Origin of the sequence: Streptomyces sp. NBC_00704, from assembly GCF_036226605.1 — a bacterium.
Classification (GTDB): domain Bacteria; phylum Actinomycetota; class Actinomycetes; order Streptomycetales; family Streptomycetaceae; genus Streptomyces.
Genome location: NZ_CP109000.1, coordinates 4,851,589 through 4,877,909 on the forward strand (window position 1 = coordinate 4,851,589; position 26,321 = coordinate 4,877,909).

The following is a 26,321-nucleotide window of genomic DNA, read 5'->3' on the forward strand; positions in this document are numbered from 1 at the left end:
ATCAGGCTCCGCCTGGTGCATCAGGGCATCAAATAGTGGGTGCCCCTGACTGAAGGAATCTCCCCATGCTGATCGCTCAGCGTCCCTCGTTGACCGAAGAGGTCGTCGACGAGTTCCGCTCCCGGTTCGTCATCGAGCCGCTGGAGCCGGGCTTCGGCTACACCCTCGGCAACTCCCTCCGCCGCACCCTCCTGTCGTCGATCCCCGGCGCTGCTGTCACCAGCATCCGCATCGACGGCGTCCTGCACGAGTTCACCACCGTGCCGGGCGTCAAGGAGGACGTCACCGACCTCATCCTCAACATCAAGCAGCTGGTCGTCTCCTCGGAGCACGACGAGCCGGTCGTGATGTACCTGCGCAAGCAGGGCCCGGGTCTGGTCACCGCCGCCGACATCGCGCCCCCGGCCGGTGTCGAGGTGCATAACCCCGACCTCGTCCTCGCCACGCTCAACGGCAAGGGCAAGCTGGAGATGGAGCTGACCGTCGAGCGCGGTCGCGGTTACGTCTCCGCCGTTCAGAACAAGCAGCTGGGCCAGGAGATCGGCCGTATCCCGGTCGACTCCATCTACTCGCCGGTTCTGAAGGTCACGTACAAGGTCGAGGCCACGCGTGTCGAGCAGCGCACCGACTTCGACAAGCTGATCGTCGACGTCGAGACCAAGCAGGCGATGCGTCCCCGCGACGCCATGGCCTCCGCGGGCAAGACGCTGGTCGAGCTGTTCGGTCTCGCGCGCGAGCTGAACATCGACGCCGAGGGCATCGACATGGGTCCGTCCCCGACGGACGCCGCCCTGGCCGCCGATCTGGCCCTGCCGATCGAGGAGCTGGAGCTCACGGTCCGGTCGTACAACTGCCTCAAGCGCGAGGGCATCCACTCCGTGGGTGAGCTGGTGGCGCGCTCCGAGGCCGACCTGCTCGACATCCGCAACTTCGGTGCGAAGTCGATCGACGAGGTCAAGGCGAAGCTGGCCGGCATGGGCCTGGCCCTCAAGGACAGCCCGCCCGGATTCGACCCGACCGCCGCCGCGGACGCCTTCGGCGCGGACGACGACGCGGATGCCGGGTTCGTCGAGACCGAGCAGTACTGAGGGCTCGGGCCTTTCGGTCCGTACTCTGGTGCGGGGCCGCTGTGGCTTGTCGCGCAGTTCCCCGCGCCGCTTCCGGGCACGGCCCCTTCGGGGCCTGTGCCCGGATCTTCGACAGGCGACCGCCTGCTCGGATACTGACCCCGGTACCTGATACGGCCGGGGCAGACACCTAGGAGAAACACCATGCCGAAGCCCACCAAGGGCGCCCGTATGGGCGGCAGCGCCGCGCACGAGAAGATCATTCTCGCGAACCTCGCCAAGGCGCTGTTCGAGCACGGCCGCATCACCACCACCGAGGCGAAGGCGCGCAAGCTGCGCCCGTACGCCGAGCGTCTGGTCACCAAGGCGAAGAAGGGCGACCTTCACAACCGCCGTCAGGTGCTCCAGGTGATCACGGACAAGAGCATCGTGCACACGCTCTTCACCGAGATCGGCCCGCGCTACGAGAACCGTCCCGGTGGCTACACCCGCATCACCAAGATCGGTAACCGCCGTGGCGACAACGCGCCCATGGCCGTCATCGAGCTGGTCGAGGCGCTGACGGTCGCGCAGCAGGCGACCGGCGAGGCCGAGGCCGCGACGAAGCGTGCGGTCAAGGAGACCGAGGAGGCCAAGGTCGAGGAGACCAAGGCCGACGAGGCTCCCGCCGAGGAGTCGAAGGACGCGTAAGCGTTCTGCCGGGGGCTGTGCGTGTGCGGCTGCGTGTTCGTGGTGGCCCGCCGCGCGGCTCCCGCGCCCCCTGGGGCGATCGCGGGTCCGTTCCCTTCGGGGGGCGGGCCCGCTTTTGTGCTGCTGAGAGGATCCAGGAGTGAGTGACGAAGTACAGCCCGGGTTCGTCCGGGTGCGGCTGGACCTGTCCTATGACGGTGCGGAGTTCTCCGGGTGGGCCAAGCAGGCCGGGGGACGGCGGACCGTGCAGGGGGAGATCGAGGACGCGCTGCGGACCGTCACGCGGTCCGGCGCGACGACGTACGAGCTGACCGTGGCCGGACGCACCGATGCCGGGGTGCACGCGCGCGGCCAGGTCGCGCACGTCGATCTGCCGGAGGACGTCTGGCGCGAGCACCACGCGAAGCTGCTGAAGCGGCTCGCCGGGCGGCTGCCGCGCGATGTGCGGGTCTGGGCGCTGCGGGAGGCCCCCCCGGGTTTCAACGCGCGGTTCTCGGCCGTCTGGCGGCGGTACGCCTACCGGGTCACCGACAACCCGGGCGGGGTCGATCCGCTGCTGCGGGGGCATGTGCTGTGGCACGACTGGCCGCTCGACGTGGACGCCATGAACGAGGCCGCCGAGCGGCTCCTCGGGGAGCACGACTTCGCCGCGTACTGCAAGAAGCGGGAGGGCGCGACCACCATCCGCACGCTCCAGCGGCTGAGTCTGGTCAGGGGCGCCGACGGGATCATCACGGCGACCGTCCGCGCGGACGCGTTCTGCCACAACATGGTGCGCTCGCTGATCGGGGCGCTGCTGTTCGTGGGGGACGGGCACCGCGGGCCCGAGTGGCCGGGGAAGGTGCTCGCGGCGGGTGTGCGGGACTCGGCGGTGCACGTCGTGCGCCCGCACGGGCTGACGCTGGAGGAGGTCGGCTACCCGGCCGACGAGCTGCTCGCCGCGCGCAGCAGGGAGGCGCGCAACAGGCGGACGCTGCCCGGGGCCGGGTGCTGCTGACCTCGTCGGTCCCGCGGCGGCGCAGGGGCCCGGGCGGTCAGCCGGCGGCGGCCGACGCCTGGGCCTCGCCGCGGCGGCGGATCTGCTGGAACGCGAACTTGGACAGGTCGTCGCCGGCGGTGAAGACGGCGGTGTCCTTGGTCGTCACGTTCTTGCCGTCGGTGAAGCCGGTGAGCGTGAAGTAGGCGTACCGGCCGTAGGAGTTGGTGGTGGAGCGGCAGATCGCGCCGTTGCAGAACGCCTTGACGCCCCCGCCGGAGAGGGCCTTGACGATGCTCTTGTTGTCGGCGGCCTGGCTCTTGACCTTCAGGGCCTGTGCCTCGGTGTCGAAGACGGCCACGCCGACCGTGACGGCGATGCCGTCCTTGGTGTAGGTGACGCGCATCACGCGGGTGCAGCCGTTGGAGGTGAGGATCTTCGGCAGTGTGCCCGCGGCGCCGGTGGCGCAGGTGGCGCTGTCGGCCTTGGGGCCCTTCTTGTACACGGCCGAGCCCATGGTCAGCTGGGTGCCGGGGAAGAGCAGGTCGGGGCCGTTGGGGGCGGTGTCCTTGGCCTTGCTGGAGATGAACTCCTTGGGGTCCAGCGGCGGCGGTGCGCTGGTGGGCGCGAAGGACGGGGTGCCCGACGCGCTCGGCAGTCCGGCGGTGCCGGGCAGTGAGGAGGTCGGCTTGTTCGCCTCGTCGCTGCCGTTGGCGGAGACCACGGCCATGGCCACGGCGGTGCCGACGGCGACGGTGGCGAGCACGCCGCCGCCTATGAGCAGCAGCCTGCGGCGCCTGTTGCGCGTCTCGGACGCCTCGGCGAGCGCGGCCCAGTCCGGGGTCCGCCCGTCATCGCCGGTGGCCCACGGCTGCTGGGAGTTCGGTTTCCACGGATCCCACTGGGACTGAGGTCCCCCCTGCCCATAGCTCATGGGGCGCATCTTAGACGGGAGGCGGGGGGTGCTGTTCCGCCTCAACGGGCGGGAGAGTCCGTGGGATTCGGGGTGTGAGGGCGGGCAAAGGCGACATCTCCGGGTGGTTGGTACGGCGTTCTCCCAGGCGGACGGCCGGGATGTGGCGCGGGCCACTCCGGAGAGGGGTTTCCGGCCGTCTTCTCTTGGTGAGGCTGACATGTTCACGTGCGGGGGTCGGCCCCGTTTTGACCCGGCACCCGGGGCACGGGTATTCTGCTTCTTCGTTGTGTATTGGCTTGCTCTTCTCACGGGACGGGCCCTTACACCGGTCCACCGGGCCGATGACCAGCGACCAGCACGCGGTTTGCGTCACCGCAGTGCGGTCAGGGCTGTCGTGATCGTCTTCGGTGACCTTGTCAGGACCAATTCACTGAAGAAGCGAAGGCTACGAACCGTGCGTACGTACAGCCCCAAGCCCGGCGATGTGACGCGCCAGTGGCACGTCATCGACGCTCAGGACATCGTCCTGGGCCGTCTCGCCACCACTGCCGCGTCCCTTCTGCGGGGCAAGCACAAGCCGATCTACGCGCCCCACGTCGACACCGGTGACTTCGTCATCATCATCAACGCCGACAAGGTGCACCTCTCCGGCAACAAGCGGACCCAGAAGATGGCCTACCGCCACTCCGGGTACCCGGGCGGTCTGCGCTCCGTGCGCTACGACGACCTCCTCGCGAACAACCCGGAGAAGGCCGTCGAGAAGGCCGTCAAGGGCATGCTCCCCAAGAACACGCTCGGCCGTCAGATGCTCTCGAAGCTGAAGGTCTACAAGGGTGACGTGCACCCGCACGCGGCGCAGCAGCCCGTGCCGTTCGAAATCACCCAGGTCGCGCAGTAATTCCGGCCACACCACCCCAAGCTGAAGAGAATCTGAGGAGAACCGTGGCCGAGACCACTGCCGAGCAGCCGCTCGAAGAGACCGAGCTCGTCGACATCGAGAGCTACACCACCGAGTCCGAGGTCCCCGTCGAGGGCGAGTACACCTCGGAGTCCCTGGCGTCCCGCTTCGGCGAGGCCCAGCCCGCGGCCGGCCTGGGCCGCCGCAAGAACGCCATCGCCCGCGTCCGGATCGTTCCGGGCTCCGGGAAGTGGAAGATCAACGGTCGCACCCTCGAGGACTACTTCCCGAACAAGGTGCACCAGCAGGAAGTCAACGAGCCCTTCAAGGTGCTCGAGCTCGACAACCGCTACGACGTCATCGCCCGCATCTCGGGTGGCGGCGTCTCCGGTCAGGCCGGTGCGCTCCGTCTCGGTGTCGCCCGCGCGCTGAACGAGGCCGACGTCGACAACAACCGCGGCACCCTCAAGAAGGCCGGCTTCCTCACGCGTGACGACCGCGCGGTCGAGCGCAAGAAGGCCGGTCTCAAGAAGGCCCGCAAGGCCCCGCAGTACAGCAAGCGCTAAGCTTCGCTGCCTGCTCGTACGTATTCCGGGTCGGGCCGGGTTCCGGTCCGCCCGCACGTACTCCGAACGCCCCGGCGGCACGCCACAGTGTCGCCGGGGCGTTCGTTTTCTCGCACCTGTGGGCGTATAACGGCACAAGGTGCTCAAAGGCTTGTGTGATCGGATGTGCAGGGCATCCAATGCCTGCATGCGGTGCCGTGACGCGGCTCCCGGACACGGCGCCCGAAGCGCGGCGCCGTCCCGCGGGAGCCCGCGGACCGGCCGGCCCGTCCGGTGCGCCCGCAAGGCTTTCGCAACTGACGCTTCCTCAGGAGGACAAGTGGGACGACTCTTCGGCACGGACGGCGTGCGCGGTGTCGCCAACGCGGATCTGACGGCGGAGATGGCCCTCGGCCTCTCGGTCGCGGCCGCGCACGTGCTGGCCGAGGCGGGGACGTTCGAGGGGCACCGACCGGTGGCCGTCGTCGGGCGGGACCCGCGTGCGTCCGGGGAGTTCCTGGAGGCCGCCGTGGTGGCCGGTCTGGCGAGCGCGGGCGTGGACGTGCTGAAGGTCGGCGTGCTGCCCACGCCCGCCGTCGCGTACCTCACCGGCGTGCTCGGCGCGGACCTCGGCGTGATGCTCTCCGCCAGCCACAACGCCATGCCCGACAACGGCGTCAAGTTCTTCGCCCGCGGCGGCCACAAGCTGGCCGACGAGCTGGAGGGCCGGATCGAGTCCGTCTACGAGGAGCACCGCACCGGCGCTCCCTGGGACCGGCCGACCGGCAGCGGCGTCGGTCGCGTGCGTTCGTACAGCGAGGGCTTCGACCGCTACGTCGCCCACCTCATCGCCGTCCTGCCGAACCGGCTCGACGGGCTGAAGATCGTCCTGGACGAGGCGCACGGCGCGGCCGCACGGGTCTCGCCCGAGGCGTTCACGCGGGCCGGCGCCGAGATCGTGACCATCGGGGCCGAGCCGGACGGGCTCAACATCAACGACGGGTGCGGCTCGACCCACCTGGACAAGCTCAAGGCCGCCGTCCTCGAGCACGGGGCCGACCTCGGCATCGCGCACGACGGGGACGCGGACCGGTGCCTCGCCGTGGACCACACGGGCGAGGAGATCGACGGCGACCAGATCCTCGCCGTGCTGGCCCTGTCGATGCGGGAGCGGGGCGTGCTGCGCTCGGACACCGTTGTCGCGACCGTCATGTCCAACCTGGGCTTCAAGCTCGCCATGGAGCGCGAGGGCATCCAGCTGGTGCGGGCCGCCGTCGGCGACCGGTACGTCCTGGAGGAGATGAAGCAGCACGGCTACGCGCTGGGCGGCGAGCAGTCCGGGCACGTGATCATCCTCGACCACGCGACGACCGGCGACGGCACGCTGACCGGGCTGATGCTGGCGGCCCGCGTCGCCCAGAGCGGACGCTCGCTGCGGGAGCTGGCCTCGGTGATGGAGCGGCTGCCGCAGGTGCTGATCAACGTTCCGGACGTCGACAGGTCCCGGGTCGGGCAGTCGGCCGAGCTCGCGGCCGCCGTCGGTGAGGCGGAGCGGGAGCTGGGGTCCACCGGCCGGGTGCTGCTGCGGCCCTCCGGGACCGAGCCGCTGGTGCGGGTGATGGTCGAGGCGGCCGACATCGACCAGGCCCGCGCCGTCGCCGGCCGGCTCGCGGACGCCGTGAAGTCGGCGCTGGGCTAGCCGGTACGGCCGGGGCGGAACAGGCCAGGGCGGAACAGGCCAGGGCGGAACGGGTTCGGGGTTCCGCGCGCAGTGGCGCGGCGCGGTGCGTCGTGGCCGGTCGCGCGGTTCCCCGCCCCCTGGCGATCCGGCTCGTCGGCGTCGTCAGGCCGCTCTGGTCAGGGGGCGCCGTCGCGACCAGAGCCATTTCTGGGCCAGCAGGGTCAGGGTGCCCGCCAGGACGATGCCCAGGAGGTTCAGCAGGAGCTGCTGCGTGGAGCCCCAGGTCTGGCGGGTGTCGCCGTAGCTGAGGGCCACGGCCGCGTTCGCCGCCGCCGGGACCGTCGTCACCGAGATGGCGACGCCCACCAGCGCGCCGGACTTCGCCGACGTCAGGGAGAGGGTGCCGGCGACGCCCGCCAGCAGGGCGACGATGAAGGAGAAGGGGTCCGGCGCGTAGACGAAGCCGGTCTGGGGGCGGTCGCCCTCCAGTTGGGCCCTGCTGAACAGATCGATCGCGTCCATGAACAGGCTGAAGCCGACGGTCACCGCCATCGCCGCCGCGAAGCCGGTCAGCAGGGCGATCAGCGAGCGCAGGGCCAGCCGGGGCGTCCGCTGCACGATCGACGTGGAGATGCCGGCCAGCGGGCCGAACTCCGGGCCCACCGCCATCGCCCCCACGATGAGGACCGCGTTGTCGAGGACCACGCCGCAGGCCGCGATCATCGTGGCCAGCGTGATGAACATGAGGTAGGTGACGGAGAGCGTCGACTCCTCGTGGGTGGCGTCGGTCATGTGCTCCCACAGGACCGCGTCCGCGCCCTCGCCCGGCGCCTCCTTCTCGGCCTTCTCGGCGCGCAGGGAGAGCGACAGGTCGATGTTCTCCACGGCGATCGAGCCGGACTTGTCCAGGCCCAACTCCTGGAGGCCGCTGAGGAGTTCGTCTCCCGCCTCGCGCGCCACGTCGCACAGGACGACGTCGCCCGCCGGGTTGCGGGCCGCCCCCGGCAGCACGACGACGTGCGCGGTGCCGACGGTCTTCTCGATAAGCCGGACCGCGGACTCGGTCGTGTCCGTCGGGGTGATCAGGCGCAGGTGAAGCATGGGGGCAGGGTAGCCGTCAGAGTTTGCGCAGACTCAGGCGCCGTACCTTGTGGTCCTGGCCCTTGCGGACCACGAGGGTGGCGCGGCCGCGGGTGGGGGCGATGTTCTCCACCAGGTTGGGCTTGTTGATGGTGCGCCAGAGGCCGCGGGCGTAGTCGACGGCCTCCTCCTCGGAGACCTGGGTGTACTTCCTGAAGTACGAGTCCGGGTTCTGGAAGGCGGTCCGGCGCAGTTTGCGGAACCGGTTGAGGTACCAGCGCTCGATGTCCTCGGCGCTCGCGTCGACGTACACGCTGAAGTCGAAGTAGTCGGCGAGGCCGACGCGGGTGCGGCCGTCCTTGCCGGGGAGCGCGGGCTGAAGGACGTTCAGGCCCTCGACGATGAGGATGTCGGGGCGGCGGACGGTGAGTCTGCGGTCCGGCACGATGTCGTAGATCAGGTGGGAGTACACGGGAGCCGTGACCTCGGCCTTGCCCGCCTTGATGTCGGCGACGAAACGGGTCAGGGCCCGCCGGTCGTAGGACTCGGGGAAGCCCTTGCGGGACATCAGCCCGCGGGCCTCCAGTTCCCGGGTCGGGAGCAGGAAGCCGTCCGTGGTGACCAGCTCCACGCGCGGGTGCTCGGGCCAGCGCGAGAGCAGCGCCTGGAGGAGGCGGGCGACGGTCGACTTGCCCACGGCCACGGAGCCCGCGACGCCTATCACGAACGGGGTGCCGGACTGCGAGCCCTGTTCGCCGAGGAAGGTGTTGAGCGCGCCGCGCAGGCCGTCCGTCGCGCCGACGTAGAGGTTGAGCAGGCGGGACAGCGGGAGGTAGATGTCACGCACCTCGTCGAGGTCGATGACGTCGCCGAGGCCGCGCAGCTTCTCGACCTCCTCGGCCGTCAGCGGCAGCGGGGTCTTCTCGCGCAGCGCGCTCCACTCGCTTCGGGTGAGGTCGAGGTAGGGAGTCGCCTCCGGCCTGTGCCGGTGGGCGCTCCGGGGCATCGGGGGGACCGGGGAGATCACACTCCATTGTTAACGGAGTTCGAACGGGGCGGCAGGTGGGGTCCGTCACGCTCTTCCCGTGACGGCCGGACGCCGGGCCGCTCCGGTCCGTTCCGGGCGGACGCCGGTCCGTTCCGGGCCGCTCCGGTCGGCCTCCCGCGGCCTCGCTTCTCGGGCCGCGCGCCTCGGCTTTCACGTGCTGGGGTCCTCCGTTTGGCCCTGAGGATTTCCGAAATCGGGCACGTGGAGGCTCTTTGTGTGCGTCGTTTCGCCGTACGCTGCCGATCATGTGCGGAATCGTGGGATACGTGGGGTCTCAGTCGGCGCTCGATGTCGTCATGGCCGGACTGAAGCGGCTGGAGTACCGGGGATACGACTCGGCGGGCGTCGCCGTGGCGGCCGACGGGGGGCTCGCCGCGGCGAAGAGGGCGGGCAAGCTCGTCAACCTGGAGAAGGAGCTGACGGAACGGCCGCTGCCGGCCGGGACGACCGGCATCGGGCACACCCGGTGGGCCACGCACGGCGCGCCGACGGACGGCAACGCCCACCCCCATCTCGACAACGCCGGCCGGGTCGCCGTCGTGCACAACGGGATCATCGAGAACTTCGCCCTGCTGCGGGCCGAACTCGCCGGGCGGGGGCACACGTTGGCCTCCGAGACCGACACCGAGGTGGTGGCGCATCTGCTCGCCGAGGAGTTCTCGGCCACCGCCGACCTCGCCGAGGCCATGCGGCTGGTGTGCCGGCGGCTGGAGGGAGCGTTCACGCTGGTCGCGGTGCACGCCGACGAGCCGGACGTGGTGGTCGGCGCGCGCCGCAACTCGCCGCTGGTGGTGGGCGTCGGCGAGGGCGAGGCCTTCCTCGCCTCGGACGTCGCCGCGTTCATCGCCCACACGCGCTCGGCGATCGAGCTGGGGCAGGACCAGGTCGTCGAGCTGCGCCGGGACGGTGTGACGGTCACCGGGTTCGACGGATCAGCGGCCGACGTGCGCTCGTACCACGTCGACTGGGACGCCTCGGCCGCGGAGAAGGGCGGCTACGACTACTTCATGCTCAAGGAGATCGCCGAGCAGCCCAAGGCCGTGGCCGACACGCTGCTGGGCCGGGTCGACGCCTCCGGCGCGCTGACCCTCGACGAGGTGCGGATCCCGGCCGCCGAACTGCGGGAGGTGGACAAGGTCGTCATCGTCGCGTGCGGCACGGCCTTCCACGCGGGCCTCATCGCCAAGTACGCCATCGAGCACTGGGCGCGCATCCCGTGCGAGGTGGAGCTGGCCAGCGAGTTCCGCTACCGCGACCCGATCCTGGACTCACGGTCGCTCGTCATCGCCGTCTCGCAGTCCGGCGAGACCATGGACACCCTGATGGCGCTGCGGCACGCCCGCGAGCAGGGCTCCAAGGTGCTCGCCATCTGCAACACCAACGGGTCGACGATCCCCCGCGAGTCGGACGCCGTCCTCTACACGCACGCCGGGCCGGAGGTGGCCGTCGCGTCCACCAAGGCGTTCCTGACGCAGCTGGTGGCGTGCTACCTGGTCGCCCTCTATCTGGCGCAGGTCCGGGGCGCCAAGTGGGCGGACGAGATCCGGGCCGTCGTGCGGGACCTGGCGCGGATGCCCGGCGAGGTCGAGCGGGTGCTGGAGACGATGGAGCCGGTGCGGGAGCTGGCGCGCTCGCTCGCGGGGAAGGACACGGTGCTGTTCCTCGGGCGGCACGTGGGCCATCCCGTGGCGCTGGAGGGGGCGCTCAAGCTGAAGGAGCTGGCCTACATGCACGCGGAGGGGTTCGCGGCGGGGGAGCTGAAGCACGGGCCCATCGCGCTCATCGAGGAGGACCTGCCCGTCGTCGTGGTGGCGCCCTCGCCGCGCGGACGGTCCGTGCTGCACGACAAGATCGTGTCCAACATCCAGGAGATCCGGGCGCGCGGGGCGCGGACCATCGTGATCGCCGAGGAGGGGGACGAGGAGGTCGTGCCGTACGCCGACCATCTCGTGCGGGTCCCCGTCACGCCGGTGCTGCTCCAACCGCTGGTCGTCACGGTGCCGTTGCAGGTGTTCGCGTGCGAGCTGGCGACCGCCCGCGGCAACGAGGTCGACCAGCCGCGGAACCTCGCGAAGTCGGTCACCGTGGAGTAGCCGGTGGTGTAGCTCGCCGAGCGGCCCGTGAGGGGCGGCCCGTGAGGGGGCGGGAGAGGTCACGCGGGAGGGGCGGCCCGGGAACAGGTGACGGAACAGGGGACGCGGGAGGGGCCCGTCCGCCGGGGCCCTCCCGCGCCGCCCGCCGGGTGCGTCAGCCGCGTCTGCGCGTCCTGCGGGCCGTGAACACCTTCCAGGCCGCGAAAACCAGCGGGAGTTCCATGATCCAGACGCCCGCGACCGCGTCCCACTCCGGGGCGGCGGCCGCGGCCTCGTCCGCCGTGATCACCGCGCAGAGCAGGCCCCAGACCGCCGCCAGCAGGCCCACGAGCCACAGCGCGACGGTCCAGCCGGCGGTGGAGCGGCCGCTGCCGGACGCCGGTGCGGCGGCCCGCTTGCGCGGCTGGGGGATGCGGTCGGGCTCGCGGGCCGGTAGCGGAACCGTCGTCTGCCGGGGCACGGCCGCGTCGATCGCGGCGACGCGCTCCGGCGTCACGCCCCGGAAGAGCGTCGGCTCGACGTTGACCGAGAACCCGTCGTGACCGGTGAGGGCGCGGGAGCCGTCGGGCCGGGTGGTCATCGCCGCGCAGGCGTCGTACCGGACGGTGATCGGGCCCCTCGGGGTCAGCAGGCTCACGCCCTCCGCGCCGATGACCAGCGTGACGTCCTCGTCCTCCAGGGACTGGTGGCGGGTGCCGGTGACCGCGGCCGCCGAGCGCTGCGGAGCGGCCGTCAGCCCGGCCCAGTCGAGGCCCCGGCCGGGCACCTGCACGAGCGCGTTCCCCCAGGCCTCCCGGGCGACCTCGCGCAGGTCCTGGACGGTCACGGCGTCCAGCTCCGCCCTGTGCTGCTCGGGGCTGAGGATGCGGTGCCCGAGGAGCAGGCTCAGCGCGTACGAGGGCAGGGTGGCCGCGCCCAGGTCGGGGATGTCGTACACCTTGCGGAGCTTGCCGCGGGCGGAGTCCAGCTCGGACTGCTCGATGCGGCCCGCGCGCAGCCGGGCGAGCGTGTCGACGAAACCGCCGACGACCGCGTCCTGCTTCTGCGGGAGGGCGTCGGCGTACGCGGTGAGGGTGGCGAACCGGGCGTCGCGCGGGCTGTAGTCCGCCTCCGCCGAGTAGGAGTAGCCGCCCTCCTGGCGCAGGTCCCTGAAGAGGGCCCGGCCGAGCACCTCGGCGAACACGGAGGCCGCCGTGGAGCGCCGCAGCACCGAGGTGAGGACGACATGGCCGTCGTCGCCGCTGATGTAGGCGGGCGTGGTGGGCAGGGCGCTGGTCGCGGCCGGCGCGGGCAGGCGCGAGCCCGCGGGGAGGGTGAGGTCCAGCCCGTCGGGGATGTGGTCGCTGGTGATCCACAGCACCGCGTTGTCCCTGGTGAAGCGCGTCTCGGCCCAGGAGCGGACCTGGTCGGGCGTGAGGCCCCAGGTGCCCAGCTCGCTGTAACTGGACAGGCCGTAGCCCTGCGCGCCGTAACGCCACAGCGGCATCTGGTGGTGGGGACCGCCGCCGCGCCCGGCCGCCTCGGTGCGCAGGATCTCCTTCTCGGTCTCCAGCCGCTGCATCGGCAGGTCCCGCAGCCCGGCGCACACGCTGTTGAGGTACTCGACGACCTCCTCCTCACGGCCGGTCACGTGGAAGAGGGTGTAGGCGTTCGCCGTCGCGCCGTTGTAGTGCAGGTCGGACAGGCCCAGCCGGTGCAGGGCGAGGTGCTCGACGAGATGGGTGATGCCGGCGGTCGCCAGGGTCTCGTCGGCGCGGCCCACCCGGAAGAACAGACCGGCGGTGATCTCGTTGCCGGAGGCGGGGGCGTGCAGCGCCGGTATGCCGTCGACGGTGGTGTGCGCGACCAGGCCGTCCAGAGCGGCGAGGCCGTCGGCCGGGGCGGGGGCCGGGGCGGGGGTGCGGGTGCCGCCGGGGCCGTCGGCGGGGCCGGGCGTGTGCAGGTCCGTGGTCATCGGGCGCCTCCTCGGGTGTCCAGCGCGGCCTTGCGGCACTTGAGGAACGACGACTTCTTGTCGGGCAGGTAGTACCAGGGGGACTCGGAGGCGCGGTCGCCGAGGAACGCGAAGTGCGGGGCCGCGTCCGCCCAGTGGTTGCCGAGCGAGAAGGCGAACGCGAACGCGTTGTGCGCGCCGATCGAGTTCCAGTCGGGCCGGTGGGCGGGGTGCAGCACGGACACCCGGGCGGCGTGCCGCAGGTCGTCGCGGACCGACTGGCCGCGCATGTAGGCCGCGTCCTCGCCGCCGTCCAGGTCCAGCCAGCGCTCGATGTGCGCGAGCGCGACCAGGGCGCCGGCGTTCGAGCCGTCGGGGGCGGCGGTCGCGCACTCGCGCGCGAAGCCGTGCGCCGCGTCCCAGGAGCCGCCCCACTTCGGGCACACCTGCTGGAGCAGCTGTGTCTGGGCGCGGAAGTGGTGCGGGTGGTGGGCGGACAGCCGGTCGTAGCGGCGGCGCGCCTCGGCCTGCCCCAGTTCCAGACCGCGCGCGGTCATCAGCCGGGCGGTCCACGCGGGCGCGTGGCCGGGATGCTCGGCGCAGACGTCGATCAGCAGCTGCTCGGCCCGCCGCAGCCAGTCGTGGAACTGGGCGAACTGGTCCCGCGAGACGTGCTGCGCGCGGGCCCCGCTGCGGATGTCCCAGCCGATGTACACGTACCGCTCGGCGAGCAGCGCGCGCGGCAGCGGGTCGCCGGGGTGCTCCGCGGCCGCCCGCTCCAGGAAGTTCTCGGCGCCGGCGATGTCGGCGAGGAGGCTGGACGCGGTGGCCAGTTCGTCGACCGAGCCGAGCCCCGCGAACCAGGCCCGCACGGCCGGCCAGTCCCCGGCCTCTGCGGCGGTGCGCATCGGGATCAGCTCGGGCAGGTTGTCGTACGGGTCGAACGTCGGTCCCCGCAAGCCGGGCGCCTCGCCGCTCGTCATGCCGTCGGTGATGCTGGTCATGCCTCCGCCCCCTGGCGTCGCTGTCCGCGGCGCGCGGGCTGGCCCCCCAGGGCGCGCGGCGGTCGAATCCTGCTCTTGACCTGATGTGATCAAGTCGCCGCAGGCTAGCAGCAGGCTGTGACAGCGCGGCCTTAGGGTGCTCGGCATGAGCATCATCGGGGTCGGTATCGACGTGGCCGAGATCGAGCGGTTCGCCGCGTCGCTGGAGCGGACGCCGGGGCTCGCCCGACGGCTCTTCCTGGACAGCGAGTTGCTGCTGCCCGGCGGAGGCCGCAGGGGGGCCGCCTCGCTGGCGGCGCGGTTCGCCGCGAAGGAGGCGCTCGCGAAGGCGCTGGGGGCTCCGCCCGGACTGCTGTGGACCGACGCCGAGGTGTACGTCGAGGAGAGCGGACGGCCCCGGCTGCGGGTGCGCGGGAGCGTCGCCGCCCGGGCGGCCGAACTGGGCGTCACGGGATGGCATGTGTCGCTGAGTCACGACGCGGGCGTCGCCTCCGCGGTGGTGGTGGCCGAGGGCTGAGCCGACGGCGGCGGCCGAGCCGATCGCGTCGGCCGCGTGCGTCGGCCGCGTGCGGCGGCGGCGTGCGGGGGCGGCGGACGCGTGCGGCAGCGGTGGTTGGGTCGGCGGCGGCGGTCGAGCCGATCGCGTGGGTCGAGCCGATCGCGGCGGCCCGGCGGCGGCCAGGTGCGGCGGCGGTGGTTGGGTCGACGCGGCGGTCGTGCTGATCGCATGGGGTCGAGCCGATCGCGGCGGCCCGGCGGCGGCAGTGTGCGGTGGTGGCGGTCGAGCCGACGGCGGCGGTCGAGGCGACCGCGTGGGTCGAGCCGGTCGCGGCGGTTACGTGCGGCGGGGGCGGCCGCGTGCGGCGGCGGTGTGGGGCGGCGGTGGCCGTGTGCGGGGGTGGTGCGGGGCGGGGCAGACTCGACGTATGCGTACTGCCTACTGTGCCGAGACCGTCCGCCGTGCCGAACAGGAGCTGATGGCCCGGCTCCCGGAGGGAGCGCTCATGCAGCGGGCCGCCGCCGGGCTCGCCGCCGCCTGCGCCGACCTGCTGGGACGCGTCTACGGGCGCCGGGTCGTGCTGCTCGTCGGCAGCGGCGACAACGGGGGCGACGCCCTGTACGCGGGCGCCCGGCTCGCCCGGCGCGGCGCGGGCGTCACCGCGGTGCTGCTCGCGCCGGAGCGCACGCACGCCGGCGGGCTGACGGCCCTGCTGCGCGCCGGTGGACGCACCGTCGCGCGCGACGGGGCCGAGGCGGCCGTCCGGCGGGCGGACCTCGTGGTCGACGGCATCGTCGGGATCGGCGGCCGGGGCGGGCTGCGGCCCCCGGCGGCCGCGCTGGCCGCGCTCGTCGCCGCCTCGCGGGCCGCCGTCGTCGCCGTCGACCTGCCGAGCGGCGTCGACGCCGACACCGGCGAGGTGCCCGGCGACGCCATCCGCGCCGACCTGACCGTCACCTTCGGCGCCCACAAGCCGGGGCTGCTCGTCGATCCCGGCCGGGAGCACGCCGGTTCGGTGCGGTTCGTCGACATCGGGCTCGGGGCCGCACTGCCCGAGCGGCCCGAACTGGAGGCCCTTCAGCACGCGGACGTGGCCGCCCTGCTGCCGACGCCGGGCGGCGAGAGCGACAAGTACCGACGGGGCGTCGTAGGGATCGCCGCCGGGTCCGCGCGCTATCCGGGGGCCGCCGTGCTCGCCGTGGCGGGGGCGCTGCGCGGCGGGGCGGGGGCCGTGCGGTACGTCGGCCCGGCCGGGGACGCGGTCCTCGCGCGCTTCCCCGAGACCCTCGTCTCCGACCGCGGGCCCGAGCAGGCCGGGCGGGTGCAGGCCTGGGTCGTCGGACCCGGCGCCGGGGACGACGCCGGGACGGTGGCGGAGGTGCTGGCGGCCGACGTGCCGGTGCTGGTCGACGCCGACGGGCTGCGGCTCGCCGACGCCGCCGCCGTGCGCGGCCGCACCGCGCCGACGCTGATGACCCCGCACGCCGGGGAGGCGGCCGCGCTGCTCGGCGTGGCGCGCGAGGAGGTGGAGCGGGCCCGGCTGGCGGCGGCACGTGAACTGGCGGCGCGGTACCGGGCGACCGTGCTCCTGAAGGGCTCGACCACGCTGGTCGCGCAGGAGGGCGGCACGGGCGTGGTGCGGGTGAACGCCACGGGCACCGCCTGGCTGGCCACGGCAGGCAGCGGGGACGTCCTGTCGGGCCTCGCGGGCTCGCTGCTCGCGGCGGGGCTGAGCGCACTGGACGCGGGGAGCGTGGGCGCGTACCTCCACGGCCTCGCCGGACGCTTCGCGGCCCACGGCGCCCCGGTGGGCGCCCACGACGTGGCCGAAGCCGTCCACGAGGCCTGGCGAGACGTACGCGACCGCACCGCACGCGACTGAGGCGGGGCTCTCCCGGCCTCGCGGGTCGTACGGCGGAGCCTTCGGGGCGCGAGGGCCCGAGCTTTGCGGGCCGGGCGCGTGGGGGGCTGAACCTTGTGGGTTGGGGGCACGGCGGCACGCGGGGCTGAGGCTTGTGGGCCGGGGGCACGGCGGCACGCGGCGGTGAGGCTTGTGGGCCGGGGCACGGCGGCACGGAGGGCTGAGGCTTGCGGGCGGGCGCGGAACCGGCGGGCGGTGCGGAGGCCGACGCTTGCGGGACCGGCGGGCCGAGGACCGGTGCGGGCGGGATCGAACCCGGCGGATCTCGGGCCGCGCGAGCCCGCGCCCCGAGGGTCGGAGGACTGAGGGACCGTCCCCTACGGGCCAGGTGCGGATCGCGCCTGTGGGGCCGCTTCTGTGGGGCCTCCCCCGCGGGGCCATCCCTGCGGGGCCATCCCTGTGGGGCCATCCCTGCGGGGCCATCCCTGTGGGGCCATCCCTGCGGGGCCATCCCTGTGGGGCCATCCCTTCGGGGTCCCCTGCGGGGCCATCCCTTCGGGGTCCCCTGCGGGGTCATCCCTTCGGGGTCCCCTGCGGGGTCATCCCTGTAGGGGACCCCCGCGCTCGATGTGTGGGGCGCGGACCGGTACCTGAGGGGTGGTCCGGGGGCTCTGAGACACTGGGCGCGATGAGTGAGACCACCGCCCCGAGCACCGCCCCGTCGCGCGCCCGCGCCGAGATCGACCTGGCCGCGCTGCGGGCCAACGTGCGGACCCTGCGCGCCACGGCGCCGGGCGCGGCGTTCATGGCCGTGGTGAAGGCCGACGGCTACGGCCACGGCGCCGTGCCGTGCGCCCGCGCGGCCGTCGAGGCCGGCGCCACCTGGGTGGGCGTCGCCACGCCCGAGGAGGCGCTGGCGCTGCGCGCGGACGGCGTCCTGCCGGCCGACGTCCGGATCATGTGCTGGCTGTGGACGCCGGGCGGCCCCTGGCGGGAGGCCGTCGACGCCGGCCTCGACGTGTCCGTGAGCGGGCTGTGGGCGTTGCGGGAGGTCGAGGAGGCGGCCCGCGCCGCGGGCCGGCCGGCCCGGGTGCAGCTCAAGGCCGACACCGGGCTCGGACGCAACGGCTGCCAGCCCGCGGACTGGGCGGAACTCGTGGCGCGGTCGCTGCGCGCCGAGCGCGAGGGCCTGCTGCGGGTCACCGGCCTGTGGTCGCACTTCGCCTGCGCCGACGAGCCCGGGCACCCCTCCGTCGCCGCCCAGCTCGCCCTGTTCCACGAGATGCGGGCCCACGCCGAGCGGGCGGGCGTGCGGCCCGAGGTGCGGCACATCGCCAACTCCCCGGCCACGCTCACCCTTCCGCGGACCCACCTCGACCTGGTCCGTCCGGGCATCGCGATGTACGGCCTGTCGCCCGCCCCCGAGCTGGGCTCCTCCGCCGACCTCGGACTGCGCCCGGTGATGACCCTCGCGGCCTCGCTGGCCCTGGTGAAGCACGCTCCCGGCGGCCACGGCGTGAGCTACGGCCACCACTACGTGACGCCGGGGGAGACGACGCTGGGGCTGGTGCCCCTCGGCTACGCCGACGGCGTTCCGCGGCACGCCTCCGGGACCGGCCCGGTGCTGGTCGGCGGCAAGTGGCGCACGGCCGCCGGGCGCATCGCGATGGACCAGTTCGTCGTCGACCTCGGCGGCGACGAGCCCGGACCCGGAGCGGAGGCCGTCCTCTTCGGCCCCGGCGACCGGGGCGAGCCCACGGCGCAGGACTGGGCGCAGGCGGCCGGAACCATCGGATACGAGATCGTCACACGCATCGGAGTGCGGGTTCCCCGCGTCTATGTGAATGAATGACGCGTTCGGCGCCCGTCCTAGGTGAATGCGCAACGGGACGGGTAACCGGCAGTCAGGTGACGGACATCGGCCGAAGAGGGAGCGGTACGTGAGCGAGAGCAGCGCGGAGGTGGTGGCGTCCGGCGCGGAGGCGGTGGCGAGCGCCGCCACGGCGGTCGTCGCCGCCTCCGCCACGGGGGCGGCCGGGGGCTGGCGCCGGGCGACCGGCGTCGCCGGCGCCGCGATAGGCGTGATCGCCGCGGGCGCCGCGGCCGGAGTCGCCCTGGAGCGGATGACCGTAGGGCGCGGCATGCGGGCGAAGGCCCGGCTGGCCCTGGACTCGGCGGGACCGTACGGCGGGCTGCGCGGCGCCCCGGGCAAGGCGGCCGCCGACGACGGCACCGAGCTGTACTACGAGGTCGACGAGGCCGAGCCGCAGGGCGGTCCGGCCAACCGGAGGCGCAGGCTGTTCGGGCGCAAGGCGCCGCTCCCCGTCACCGTGGTGTTCAGTCACGGCTACTGCCTCAACCAGGACTCCTGGCACTACCAGCGGGCGGCCCTGCGGGGCGTCGTGCGGACCGTGTACTGGGACCAGCGCAGCCACGGCCGCTCCGAGCGCGGCCGGGCCCAGACGCGGGACGGCGTGCCGGTCACCATCGACCAGCTGGGGCGCGATCTGAAGGCCGTCCTCGACGCGGCCGTGCCGGAGGGGCCGATCGCGCTGGTCGGGCACTCCATGGGCGGGATGACGGTGATGGCCCTGGCCGCGCTGTACCCCGAGCTGATCCGCGAGCGGGTCGTCGCCACCGCGTTCGTGGGGACGTCGTCCGGGCGGCTCGGCGAGGTCAACTTCGGGCTGCCGGTCGCCGGTGTGAACGCGGTGCGGCGGGTGCTGCCGGGGATACTGAAGGCGCTCGGGCAGCAGGCGGACCTGGTGGAGAAGGGCCGGCGGGCCACCGCCGACCTGTTCGCCGGGATCATCAAGCGGTACTCGTTCGCCTCGCGGGACGTCGACCCGGCGGTGGCGCGGTTCGCCGAGCGGATGATCGAGGGCACGCCGATCGACGTGGTCGCCGAGTTCTATCCGGCGTTCACCGATCACGACAAGACCGAGGCGCTCGCCTCCTTCACGGACATGCCGGTGCTGGTGCTGGCCGGGACCGGCGACCTGGTCACCCCGAGCGAGCACAGCGAGGCCATCGCCGACCTGCTGCCGGACGCCGAGCTGGTGCTCGTGCCGGACGCCGGGCACCTCGTGATGCTGGAGCACCCGGAAGTGGTCACCGACCGGCTCGCCGACCTGCTCACCCGTGCGGGCGCCGTGCCCGCAGGAGCTACCGTGAACGGTTATGGAAGCACCAGCAGCACCGCGCAGCCCGGTTGAGCCGGAGGCCGCGGAGAACGTCGTGGACATCGTGGTCGGCTCCCCCGGGGCGATGACGGACCTGGGCCGTCGTCTGGCCGGTCTGTTGCGCGCCGGCGACCTCGTGATGCTCAGCGGGGAGCTGGGGGCGGGCAAGACGACGCTCGCCCGCGGCCTCGGCGAGGGCCTCGGGGTCCGGGGCGCGGTCACCTCGCCTACCTTCGTGATCGCCCGGGTGCACCCCTCGCTCGCCGGGGGGCCGCCGCTCGTCCACGTCGACGCGTACCGGCTGGGCGGCGGGCTCGACGAGATGGAGGACCTGGACCTCGACGTCTCGCTGCCGGAGTCGGTGGTCGTCGTGGAGTGGGGCGAGGGCAAGGTCGAGGAGCTGACCGACGACCGGCTGCACCTCCGCATCCACCGGGCCGTCGGCGACACCTCCGACGAGGTGCGGCACGTGACGGTGACGGGGACCGGGCCGCGGTGGGCCGCGGCGGACCTCGGCACGCTGGCGGGCTGACCTCCCGGGACGCGGCCGTCCGGGCCTTCCCGCGCCTGCTGGTGAATGTTCCGACAGGGTGTCGGCAAAATGTTGCGTGCGGCGTCTTCCCCGTGGTCACATGGTACCGAGTACGTGGTTAGGTCTGCCTAACCACGCCCGCCCCCGAGCAGCAGGAGGCGTTCATGCCGGTCCCCGAGCCCACGCCCCGGTCCGCGCGGCCGTCCCCGCTCGCCCCCGTGTCGATGCGCGACCTGCTGGCGTCCTGCGCGGCCGCGGAGGCCGTCTCGACGCCGCCGCGGCTGCCCGACCCGTCGACGGTCGCGCACCCCCCGGCCGCCGGGCGGCACAGGCCCGCCGAGCACCGCAGGGCCGCCTGAGCCGCCCTCCCCGAGCCACCGAGCCACCGAGCCACCGAGTCCCCGAGTCCCCGAGGCCCCGAGGCCTCAGGCCAGCGGCCCGCAGGTCCGGGGAGCCCGAGGATCACTCCTACGGGTCACTCACGGGCGTCCGCCGGGAGTCCTTCCCGTGGTCCCGCTCCCCGCGGCCATCCGCGGTCCTTCTACGGGACGACGACGACCCCGCGTCCGATCGTCGCGAACGTCCACATCGCGGCGCCGTCCGCGACGGTCTCCCGGATGCCGCCCGTCCGCACCGTCGGGTCCGGCTCCGGCATCGAGCCGTCCAGCGCCGCGCTGAAGCCGATCGTCGCCCCCTGCTCGGTGGTGAAGCGCACGACGTGCTCGATGGGGGTGCCGTCGGTGCCGGTGACGGCGCCCGAGCGGGAGGTGACGACGTACCTGCCCGGCAGCGGGTCCACGCTGCCCGGCGCGACCCTGAACGTGCGCGTGACCGCGTCGCCCGGCCCGACCAGCCACACCCGGTCGCCGGCCAGCGAGTAGACCACCCGCTCGCCGGCGCCGGAGCCTGCGGGCAGCGCGGCCGGGTTCCGCCGGTCCTGGTGCGTCCCGTTCGCCGGGGCCCCGCCGCTCTGCCGCCCGCCCAGGTCGGCGGGCGCGTTCGCCGACGCCTGGTAGCCGAGGAACCCGACCGCCGCGAGGGCCGCCGCGGTGAGCCCGGCCACGAAAGTCGAGCTGTTGCTTGGCATGGCCGACCGTCCCGTCTGTCCTGTACGTCACGTTTCGCGGCGACGTTAGCAGTGATCGGACGTTCGGCCGGTGCGGCCGTTTCCGGGGCACGGGAGCCGTAGGCTGTTTGCGTGCTCTTGCTCGCTCTGGATACCGCCACCCCCGCCGTCACCGTCGCGCTGCACGACGGCACGGACGTCGTCGCCTCCTCCGCCCAGGTGGACGCGCGCCGCCACGGTGAGCTGCTGCTGCCGGCCGTCGACCGGCTGCTCGCCGGCGCCGGGCTCCGGCTCGACGCCGTCACCGGGATCGTCGTCGGCGTCGGCCCCGGCCCCTACACCGGACTGCGCGTCGGCCTGATGACCGCCGACACCTTCGGACTCGCGCTCGGCGTCCCCGTGCACGGCCTGTGCACGCTCGACGGGCTCGCGTACGCGTCCGGCCTGCGCCGGCCGTTCGTCGTGGCGACCGACGCCCGCCGCAAGGAGGTCTACTGGGCCCGCTACGCCGATTCCCGCACGCGGCTCTCGGACCCCGCCGTGGACCGGCCCGCGGACATCGCCGACGAGGTGGCCGGACTGCCCGCCGTCGGCGCGGGCGCGCTGCTGTACCCGGACGCCTTCCCCGACGCGCACGAGCCCGAGCACGTCAGCGCCGCGGCGCTCGCGGGCCTCGCCGCCGAGCGGCTGGCCGCGGGCGAGGAACTCCCCGCCCCGCGCCCGATGTACCTGCGCCGGCCGGACGCCCAGGTGCCGAAGAACTACAAGGTGGTCACCCCCAAGTGACCGACACCGTCAACCCGCCCGGACAGCCCGTGCTGCGCGAGATGCGCTGGTGGGACATCGAGCCCGTGCTGGAACTGGAGAAGGACCTCTTCCCCGAGGACGCCTGGTCGCGGGGCATGTTCTGGTCCGACCTGGCCCACGCCCGCGGCCCGGAGGCGACCCGGCGCTACCTCGTCGCCGTCGACCACGGCGACCGCCGCGACGGCGAGGGCGGGGGCGCCGCCGGGCGGATCGTCGGGTACGCGGGCCTGGCCGCCGCCGGGGACCTCGCCGACGTCCAGACCATCGCCGTCGCCCGCGACCACTGGGGCACCGGTCTCGGCGGCCGGCTGCTCACCGAACTGCTGCGGGCGGCGACCTCGTTCGAGTGCGCCGAGGTCATGCTGGAGTGCCGGATCGACAACATCCGCGCCCAGAAGCTCTACGAGCGCTTCGGCTTCGAGGCCATCGGCTTCCGCCGCGGCTACTACCAGCCGGGGAACGTGGACGCCCTGGTGATGCGCCTGACCGACCCGACGACATCCGTAGCCGGAACACAAGGAACCGAGACCCATGGCTGACGAACCCCTCGTACTGGGGATCGAGACCTCCTGCGACGAGACCGGCGTCGGCGTCGTGCGCGGCACGACCCTGCTGGCGGACGCGATCGCCTCCAGCGTCGACGAGCACGCCCGCTTCGGCGGGGTCGTGCCCGAGGTGGCCTCCCGGGCCCACCTGGAGGCGATGGCGCCGACCATCCACCGGGCGCTGAAGGAAGCGGGGGTGAGCCCGAAGGACCTCGACGGCGTCGCGGTCACGGCCGGCCCCGGACTCGCCGGCGCGCTGCTGGTCGGCGTCTCGGCGGCGAAGGCGTACGCCTACGCCCTCGGCAAGCCCCTCTACGGCGTGAACCACCTCGCCTCGCACATCTGCGTGGACCAGCTGGAGCACGGCGCGCTGCCCGAGCCGACGATGGCCCTGCTGGTGTCCGGCGGCCACTCCTCCCTGCTGCTGTCCACCGACATCACCTCCGACGTCCGTCCCATGGGCGCGACCATCGACGACGCGGCGGGCGAGGCCTTCGACAAGATCGCCCGCGTGCTGAACCTGGGCTTCCCCGGCGGCCCGGTCATCGACCGCTACGCGCGCGAGGGCGACCCGGCGGCCATCGCGTTCCCGCGCGGCCTCACCGGCCCGCGCGACCCCGCGTACGACTTCTCCTTCTCCGGGCTGAAGACGTCGGTCGCCCGCTGGATCGAGGCGAAGCGGGCGGCGGGCGAGGACGTGCCGGTGCGGGACGTGGCGGCCTCCTTCCAGGAGGCGGTCGTCGACGTCCTCACCCGCAAGGCCGTGCGGGCCTGCAAGGACGAGGGCGTCGACCACCTCATGATCGGCGGCGGCGTGGCGGCCAACACGCGGCTGCGGGCGCTGGCCCAGGAGCGCTGCGAGGCCGCCGGCATCCGGCTGCGCGTGCCGCGGCCCAAGCTGTGCACCGACAACGGCGCGATGGTGGCGGCGCTCGGCGCGGAGATGGTGGCCCGGGGGCGGGCCGCGTCGGACTGGGACCTGTCGGCGGACTCCTCGCTGCCGGTGACCGAGCCGCACGTGCCGGGCAGCCCGCACGCGCACGACCACGACCACGTGCACGAGACGGCCAAGGACAACCTGTACTCATGAGGATCGCGTCATGAGCGTCGCGCTGATGTGGGAGGCCCGCGCGGCCGCCGGGCGGGGGGCGGAACTGCTGGCGTGGGCGCTGGCGCAGGAGCTGTCGCCGCGGCCGCTGCGCCGCGAGACCTTCCGGGCCCCGCAGGACCGGGTGCTGGTGATCACCTGGTGGGACGCCGGGTACGACGACGCCGGACTCCCCGAACTGCCCGAGCCCGACGGGGAACTGGTGACCAGGACGGTGCACCGGTGGCGGTTCGAGCCGGTGGCCGACGAGCACTGACGACCGCCGCCAGTCCGCGTGGCTCCGCGCGTCTTCGCGTGTCTCTCCACCTGCCTGCGCGTGCCTGCGCCTGCCTGCGAGGCGGCCAGGGCCGGCCCGGATGACGGCGGCGGGGGCCGGCGGAGGTCGGTCCGCCGGCGCCGGTGCGGCCGTGCCTCAGGCGGGCACGACCTCCACGTCGCAGTGCAGCCGCCGCTCCACGCCGACCTCGCGCACCGGCCCGGTCAGCCGCACCCGGGCCACCTCGCGCACGTCCGCGCTGGAGGCCGCCAGCCGCAGTTCCAGCTCCCCGGGTTCGACGATCCGCCGGCCGTCGCGGTCGGTGAACGCCGACAGGTCGGCGTGGAAGCGGAACACGACCCGCGCCGACCCGCCCGCAGCCAGCTCCAGCCGGCGGTAGCCGATCAGCCGGACGTCGGGACGCGTCACGCTCGCCACCGGGTCGTGCAGATACAGCTGCACGACCTCCGTGCCCGCCCGGCCGCCGGTGTTGCGGACGGTCACGGCGGCCTCGCAGGAGCCGTCGGTCCCGATCTCCGCCTCCGCGCCGGTGAAGTCCTCCCAGGCGAACTCCGTGTACGCGCGCCCGTGGCCGAAGGCGTACAGCGGGGTCGGGTCCAGGCTGCTGACCTCGCCCGCCAGGCCCAGCGGCGGCTGGAGGTACGTCCAGGGCTGGCCGCCCGGCACGCGCGGCACGCTCACCGGGAGGCGGCCCGAGGGGTTCACCCGGCCCGACAGCACGCCCGCCACCGCCGGTCCGCCCTCCTCGCCCGGGAAGAACGCCTGCACGACCGCACCGAGCCGCCCGTGCCAGCGGCCCAGCGCGTAGGGGCGGCCGGTGAGCAGGACGAGGACGACCGGGACGCCCGTGGCCACCAGCGCGTCCAGCAGCTCGCCCTGGACGCCCGGCAGGCTGAGGTCGGCCACGTCGCAGCCCTCGCCCGAGGTGCCCCGGCCGAAGAGGCCCGCGCGGTCGCCGAGGACGGCCACGCACACGTCGGCCTCCGCCGCGCGCGCGATGGCCTCGGTGAAGCCGGACGGGTCCGGGTCGGAGACCCCGCAGCCCTCGGCGAACGTCACCTTCGCGTCCGGCAGTTCGGTCCGCAGCGACTCCAGCAGGGTCGGGATCTCGATGCCCGTCTCCACCCCGGGGTGGTGCGGCAGGACATGGGAGGGGAAGGAGTAGCAGCCGAGCATCGCCAGCGCGTCCGCCGCCCGCGGCCCGATCACCGCGACGCGGGTGTCGGGGGCGAGCGGGAGCAGCGCGTCGGGATTGTCCAGCAGGACCACCGACTCCTCCGCCAGCCGGCGGGCCAGCACCCGGTTCCCGGTCGGGTCGAGGTCGACCGACTCGGAGGTCTCGGGCCGCCAGTCCTCGTCGAGCAGGCCCAGCTCGCACTTCTGGACGAGCACCCGGCGGGCCGCCCGGTCCACCAGCTCCTCCGCCACCTCGCCCGCGCGGACGGCCGCGACCAGCGAGGAGCCGTAGTACTTCACCGTGGGCAGCTCGACGTCGACGCCGGCGTTCAGGGCGAGGGCGGCGGTCTGCGCGTCGGTGCCGGCCACCCGGTGCAGGGTCTGGAGGAAGCCGATGCCGAAGTAGTCGGCGACGACCGTGCCGGTGAAGCCCCACTCCTCCCGCAGCAGCCGGGTCAGCAGTTCGGGGTCGGCGGAGGCCGGGACGCCGTCGCGTTCGGTGTAGGCCGCCATCACCGAGCGGGCGCCGCCCTCGCGCAGCGCCATCTCGAAGGGCGGCAGCGTCACGTCCGCGAACTCCCGGGTGCCCGCCCGCACCGGGGCCAGGTTGCGGGCCCCGGCCGAGGAGGCGTACCCGGCGAAGTGCTTGAGGGTGGCGACCACCCCGGCCGACTCGAGGCCGCGCACATAGGCCGTGCCGACCGTGCCCACCAGGTACGGGTCCTCGCCGATCGTCTCCTCGACCCGTCCCCAGCGCGGGTCGCGGACGACGTCCAGGACGGGGGCCAGTCCCTGGTGGACGCCCACCGCGCGCAGATCGCGGCCGATCGCGCGGCCCATCTCCTCCACGAGCGGCGGGTCGAAGGCGGCGCCCCAGGCCAGCGGCACCGGATAGGCGGTGGCCCGCCAGGCGGTGAAGCCCGCCAGGCACTCCTCGTGCGCGACCGCCGGGATGCCGAAGCGGCCCGCGGCCGCGATCTGCCGCTGGGCCCGGGCCAGGGCGCGGGCGCCGAGGCCGGGCTCCACGGGCGCGGTGCCGAAGGAACGGGTCAGCTGGCCGAGCCCGCGGGCGATCAGCTCGTCGTAGTCCTCGGCGGGGTCGGCGATCATGTCGTGCTGGTGGGGGGCGACTCCGTCGCCGTCCGTCGCGGCGCCCACCCACACGCCGTACAGCTGGGCGGTCTTCTCCTCCAGGGTCATCCGTGAGAGGAGGTCGTCCACGCGGGCGGCGGCGGGCAGGGCGGGGTCACGCCAGGGGGCGGTGGTCATGAAACTCCTGTCAGAGGTCGGTGAGCCACCAGAGGGCCAGCGAATCCGGGGATCCTGTACCAGCTCGT

At 73.7% G+C, this 26,321-nt stretch carries 24 protein-coding genes; 17 read left to right on the forward strand and 7 right to left on the reverse strand.

The window, feature by feature from the left end:
• Positions 1 to 65: 65 nt before the first annotated feature.
• From OG802_RS21335 to truA, 3 genes are all read left to right on the forward strand, one after another.
• Positions 66 to 1,088 carry a DNA-directed RNA polymerase subunit alpha gene (locus OG802_RS21335; protein ID WP_069171149.1) on the forward strand — a complete coding sequence of 341 codons (1,023 nt, stop codon included), beginning with the start codon at positions 66 to 68 and terminating at the stop codon, positions 1,086 to 1,088.
• Positions 1,089 to 1,271: 183 nt separating this feature from the next.
• Positions 1,272 to 1,757 (forward strand): 50S ribosomal protein L17, encoded by a 486-nt coding sequence (gene rplQ, locus OG802_RS21340; RefSeq protein WP_329412722.1) that lies wholly within the window; start codon positions 1,272 to 1,274, stop codon positions 1,755 to 1,757.
• A 139-nt stretch (positions 1,758 to 1,896) separates the two neighbouring features.
• The gene (gene truA / locus OG802_RS21345) at positions 1,897 to 2,754 is read left to right on the forward strand and encodes a tRNA pseudouridine(38-40) synthase TruA (RefSeq protein WP_329412724.1); all 858 of its coding nucleotides are present in this window, start codon (positions 1,897 to 1,899) and stop codon (positions 2,752 to 2,754) included.
• A gap of 37 nt (positions 2,755 to 2,791) precedes the next feature.
• Here truA and OG802_RS21350 read toward each other — a convergent pair whose 3' ends face one another.
• The gene (locus OG802_RS21350) at positions 2,792 to 3,667 is read right to left on the reverse strand and encodes a hypothetical protein (protein ID WP_329412727.1); all 876 of its coding nucleotides are present in this window, start codon (positions 3,665 to 3,667) and stop codon (positions 2,792 to 2,794) included.
• Positions 3,668 to 4,103: 436 nt separating this feature from the next.
• Between OG802_RS21350 and rplM the strand changes: the two genes are divergently transcribed.
• From rplM to glmM, 3 genes are all read left to right on the forward strand, one after another.
• Complete coding sequence (rplM, locus tag OG802_RS21355; protein ID WP_020132189.1) at positions 4,104 to 4,547, forward strand: 50S ribosomal protein L13; 444 nt, start codon at positions 4,104 to 4,106, stop codon at positions 4,545 to 4,547.
• A gap of 44 nt (positions 4,548 to 4,591) precedes the next feature.
• Positions 4,592 to 5,113: a 30S ribosomal protein S9 gene (rpsI, locus tag OG802_RS21360; RefSeq protein WP_307057417.1), complete on the forward strand. Its 522-nt coding sequence runs from the start codon at positions 4,592 to 4,594 to the stop codon at positions 5,111 to 5,113.
• Between the two features lie 319 nt (positions 5,114 to 5,432).
• The gene (gene glmM / locus OG802_RS21365) at positions 5,433 to 6,791 is read left to right on the forward strand and encodes a phosphoglucosamine mutase (RefSeq protein WP_329412730.1); all 1,359 of its coding nucleotides are present in this window, start codon (positions 5,433 to 5,435) and stop codon (positions 6,789 to 6,791) included.
• Between the two features lie 144 nt (positions 6,792 to 6,935).
• On the opposite strand, the gene OG802_RS21370 is transcribed toward glmM, so the two are convergent.
• Both OG802_RS21370 and coaA read right to left on the reverse strand, forming a co-directional pair.
• Positions 6,936 to 7,874, reverse strand: a complete 939-nt coding sequence (locus tag OG802_RS21370) for a DUF389 domain-containing protein (RefSeq protein WP_329412732.1) — start codon at positions 7,872 to 7,874, stop codon at positions 6,936 to 6,938.
• A 16-nt stretch (positions 7,875 to 7,890) separates the two neighbouring features.
• Positions 7,891 to 8,859, reverse strand: coding sequence for a type I pantothenate kinase (gene coaA / locus OG802_RS21375; RefSeq protein WP_329417253.1), 969 nt, complete (start codon positions 8,857 to 8,859; stop codon positions 7,891 to 7,893).
• Between the two features lie 287 nt (positions 8,860 to 9,146).
• On the opposite strand from coaA, the gene glmS reads away from it, so the two are divergent.
• Complete coding sequence (gene glmS, locus OG802_RS21380) at positions 9,147 to 10,994, forward strand: glutamine--fructose-6-phosphate transaminase (isomerizing) (RefSeq protein WP_329412734.1); 1,848 nt, start codon at positions 9,147 to 9,149, stop codon at positions 10,992 to 10,994.
• Between the two features lie 154 nt (positions 10,995 to 11,148).
• Here the strand turns inward: glmS and OG802_RS21385 are convergent, their stop codons facing one another.
• Together OG802_RS21385 and OG802_RS21390 are read right to left on the reverse strand one after the other, a co-directional pair.
• The gene (locus OG802_RS21385; protein WP_329412736.1) at positions 11,149 to 12,948 is read right to left on the reverse strand and encodes a M16 family metallopeptidase; all 1,800 of its coding nucleotides are present in this window, start codon (positions 12,946 to 12,948) and stop codon (positions 11,149 to 11,151) included.
• Complete coding sequence (locus OG802_RS21390; RefSeq protein WP_329412739.1) at positions 12,945 to 13,931, reverse strand: hypothetical protein; 987 nt, start codon at positions 13,929 to 13,931, stop codon at positions 12,945 to 12,947. The genes OG802_RS21385 and OG802_RS21390 overlap by 4 nt, the downstream gene beginning before the upstream one ends.
• 145 nt (positions 13,932 to 14,076) lie before the next feature.
• Here OG802_RS21390 and OG802_RS21395 point away from each other — a divergent pair, with 145 nt between their 5' ends.
• The 6 genes from OG802_RS21395 (at position 14,077) to OG802_RS21420 (ending at position 20,364) form a co-directional block, all read left to right on the forward strand.
• On the forward strand, positions 14,077 to 14,448 hold the full coding sequence (locus tag OG802_RS21395; protein ID WP_069770382.1) for a holo-ACP synthase: 372 nt from the start codon (positions 14,077 to 14,079) through the stop codon (positions 14,446 to 14,448).
• Positions 14,449 to 14,857: 409 nt separating this feature from the next.
• Entirely contained in the window at positions 14,858 to 16,312 is a 1,455-nt protein-coding gene (locus OG802_RS21400) for an NAD(P)H-hydrate dehydratase (RefSeq protein ID WP_329412743.1), read from the forward strand.
• Positions 16,313 to 16,979: 667 nt separating this feature from the next.
• Positions 16,980 to 18,143 (forward strand): alanine racemase, encoded by a 1,164-nt coding sequence (alr, locus tag OG802_RS21405; protein WP_329412745.1) that lies wholly within the window; start codon positions 16,980 to 16,982, stop codon positions 18,141 to 18,143.
• A gap of 88 nt (positions 18,144 to 18,231) precedes the next feature.
• Positions 18,232 to 19,506 (forward strand): alpha/beta hydrolase, encoded by a 1,275-nt coding sequence (locus OG802_RS21410; RefSeq protein WP_329412747.1) that lies wholly within the window; start codon positions 18,232 to 18,234, stop codon positions 19,504 to 19,506.
• Positions 19,472 to 20,005 (forward strand): tRNA (adenosine(37)-N6)-threonylcarbamoyltransferase complex ATPase subunit type 1 TsaE, encoded by a 534-nt coding sequence (gene tsaE / locus OG802_RS21415; protein WP_329412749.1) that lies wholly within the window; start codon positions 19,472 to 19,474, stop codon positions 20,003 to 20,005. Before OG802_RS21410 ends, tsaE begins: the two co-directional genes overlap by 35 nt.
• 164 nt (positions 20,006 to 20,169) lie before the next feature.
• Positions 20,170 to 20,364 (forward strand): hypothetical protein, encoded by a 195-nt coding sequence (locus OG802_RS21420; protein ID WP_329412752.1) that lies wholly within the window; start codon positions 20,170 to 20,172, stop codon positions 20,362 to 20,364.
• A 182-nt stretch (positions 20,365 to 20,546) separates the two neighbouring features.
• On the opposite strand, the gene OG802_RS21425 is transcribed toward OG802_RS21420, so the two are convergent.
• The gene (locus OG802_RS21425) at positions 20,547 to 21,092 is read right to left on the reverse strand and encodes a hypothetical protein (RefSeq protein WP_329412754.1); all 546 of its coding nucleotides are present in this window, start codon (positions 21,090 to 21,092) and stop codon (positions 20,547 to 20,549) included.
• Positions 21,093 to 21,203: 111 nt separating this feature from the next.
• Here OG802_RS21425 and tsaB point away from each other — a divergent pair, with 111 nt between their 5' ends.
• The 4 genes from tsaB to OG802_RS21445 are packed head-to-tail and all read left to right on the forward strand — an operon-like array spanning position 21,204 to position 23,787.
• Positions 21,204 to 21,857, forward strand: a complete 654-nt coding sequence (gene tsaB, locus OG802_RS21430; protein WP_329412756.1) for a tRNA (adenosine(37)-N6)-threonylcarbamoyltransferase complex dimerization subunit type 1 TsaB — start codon at positions 21,204 to 21,206, stop codon at positions 21,855 to 21,857.
• A 41-nt stretch (positions 21,858 to 21,898) separates the two neighbouring features.
• The gene (gene rimI / locus OG802_RS21435) at positions 21,899 to 22,417 is read left to right on the forward strand and encodes a ribosomal protein S18-alanine N-acetyltransferase (protein ID WP_329417255.1); all 519 of its coding nucleotides are present in this window, start codon (positions 21,899 to 21,901) and stop codon (positions 22,415 to 22,417) included.
• A complete protein-coding gene (tsaD, locus tag OG802_RS21440; protein ID WP_329412758.1) occupies positions 22,410 to 23,513 on the forward strand; it encodes a tRNA (adenosine(37)-N6)-threonylcarbamoyltransferase complex transferase subunit TsaD in 1,104 nt (367 codons plus the stop codon). Before rimI ends, tsaD begins: the two co-directional genes overlap by 8 nt.
• 10 nt (positions 23,514 to 23,523) lie before the next feature.
• Positions 23,524 to 23,787, forward strand: a complete 264-nt coding sequence (locus OG802_RS21445) for a hypothetical protein (protein WP_329412759.1) — start codon at positions 23,524 to 23,526, stop codon at positions 23,785 to 23,787.
• Between the two features lie 156 nt (positions 23,788 to 23,943).
• On the opposite strand, the gene OG802_RS21450 is transcribed toward OG802_RS21445, so the two are convergent.
• The gene (locus OG802_RS21450) at positions 23,944 to 26,253 is read right to left on the reverse strand and encodes a glycoside hydrolase family 3 N-terminal domain-containing protein (protein ID WP_329412761.1); all 2,310 of its coding nucleotides are present in this window, start codon (positions 26,251 to 26,253) and stop codon (positions 23,944 to 23,946) included.
• Positions 26,254 to 26,321: the final 68 nt, after the last annotated feature.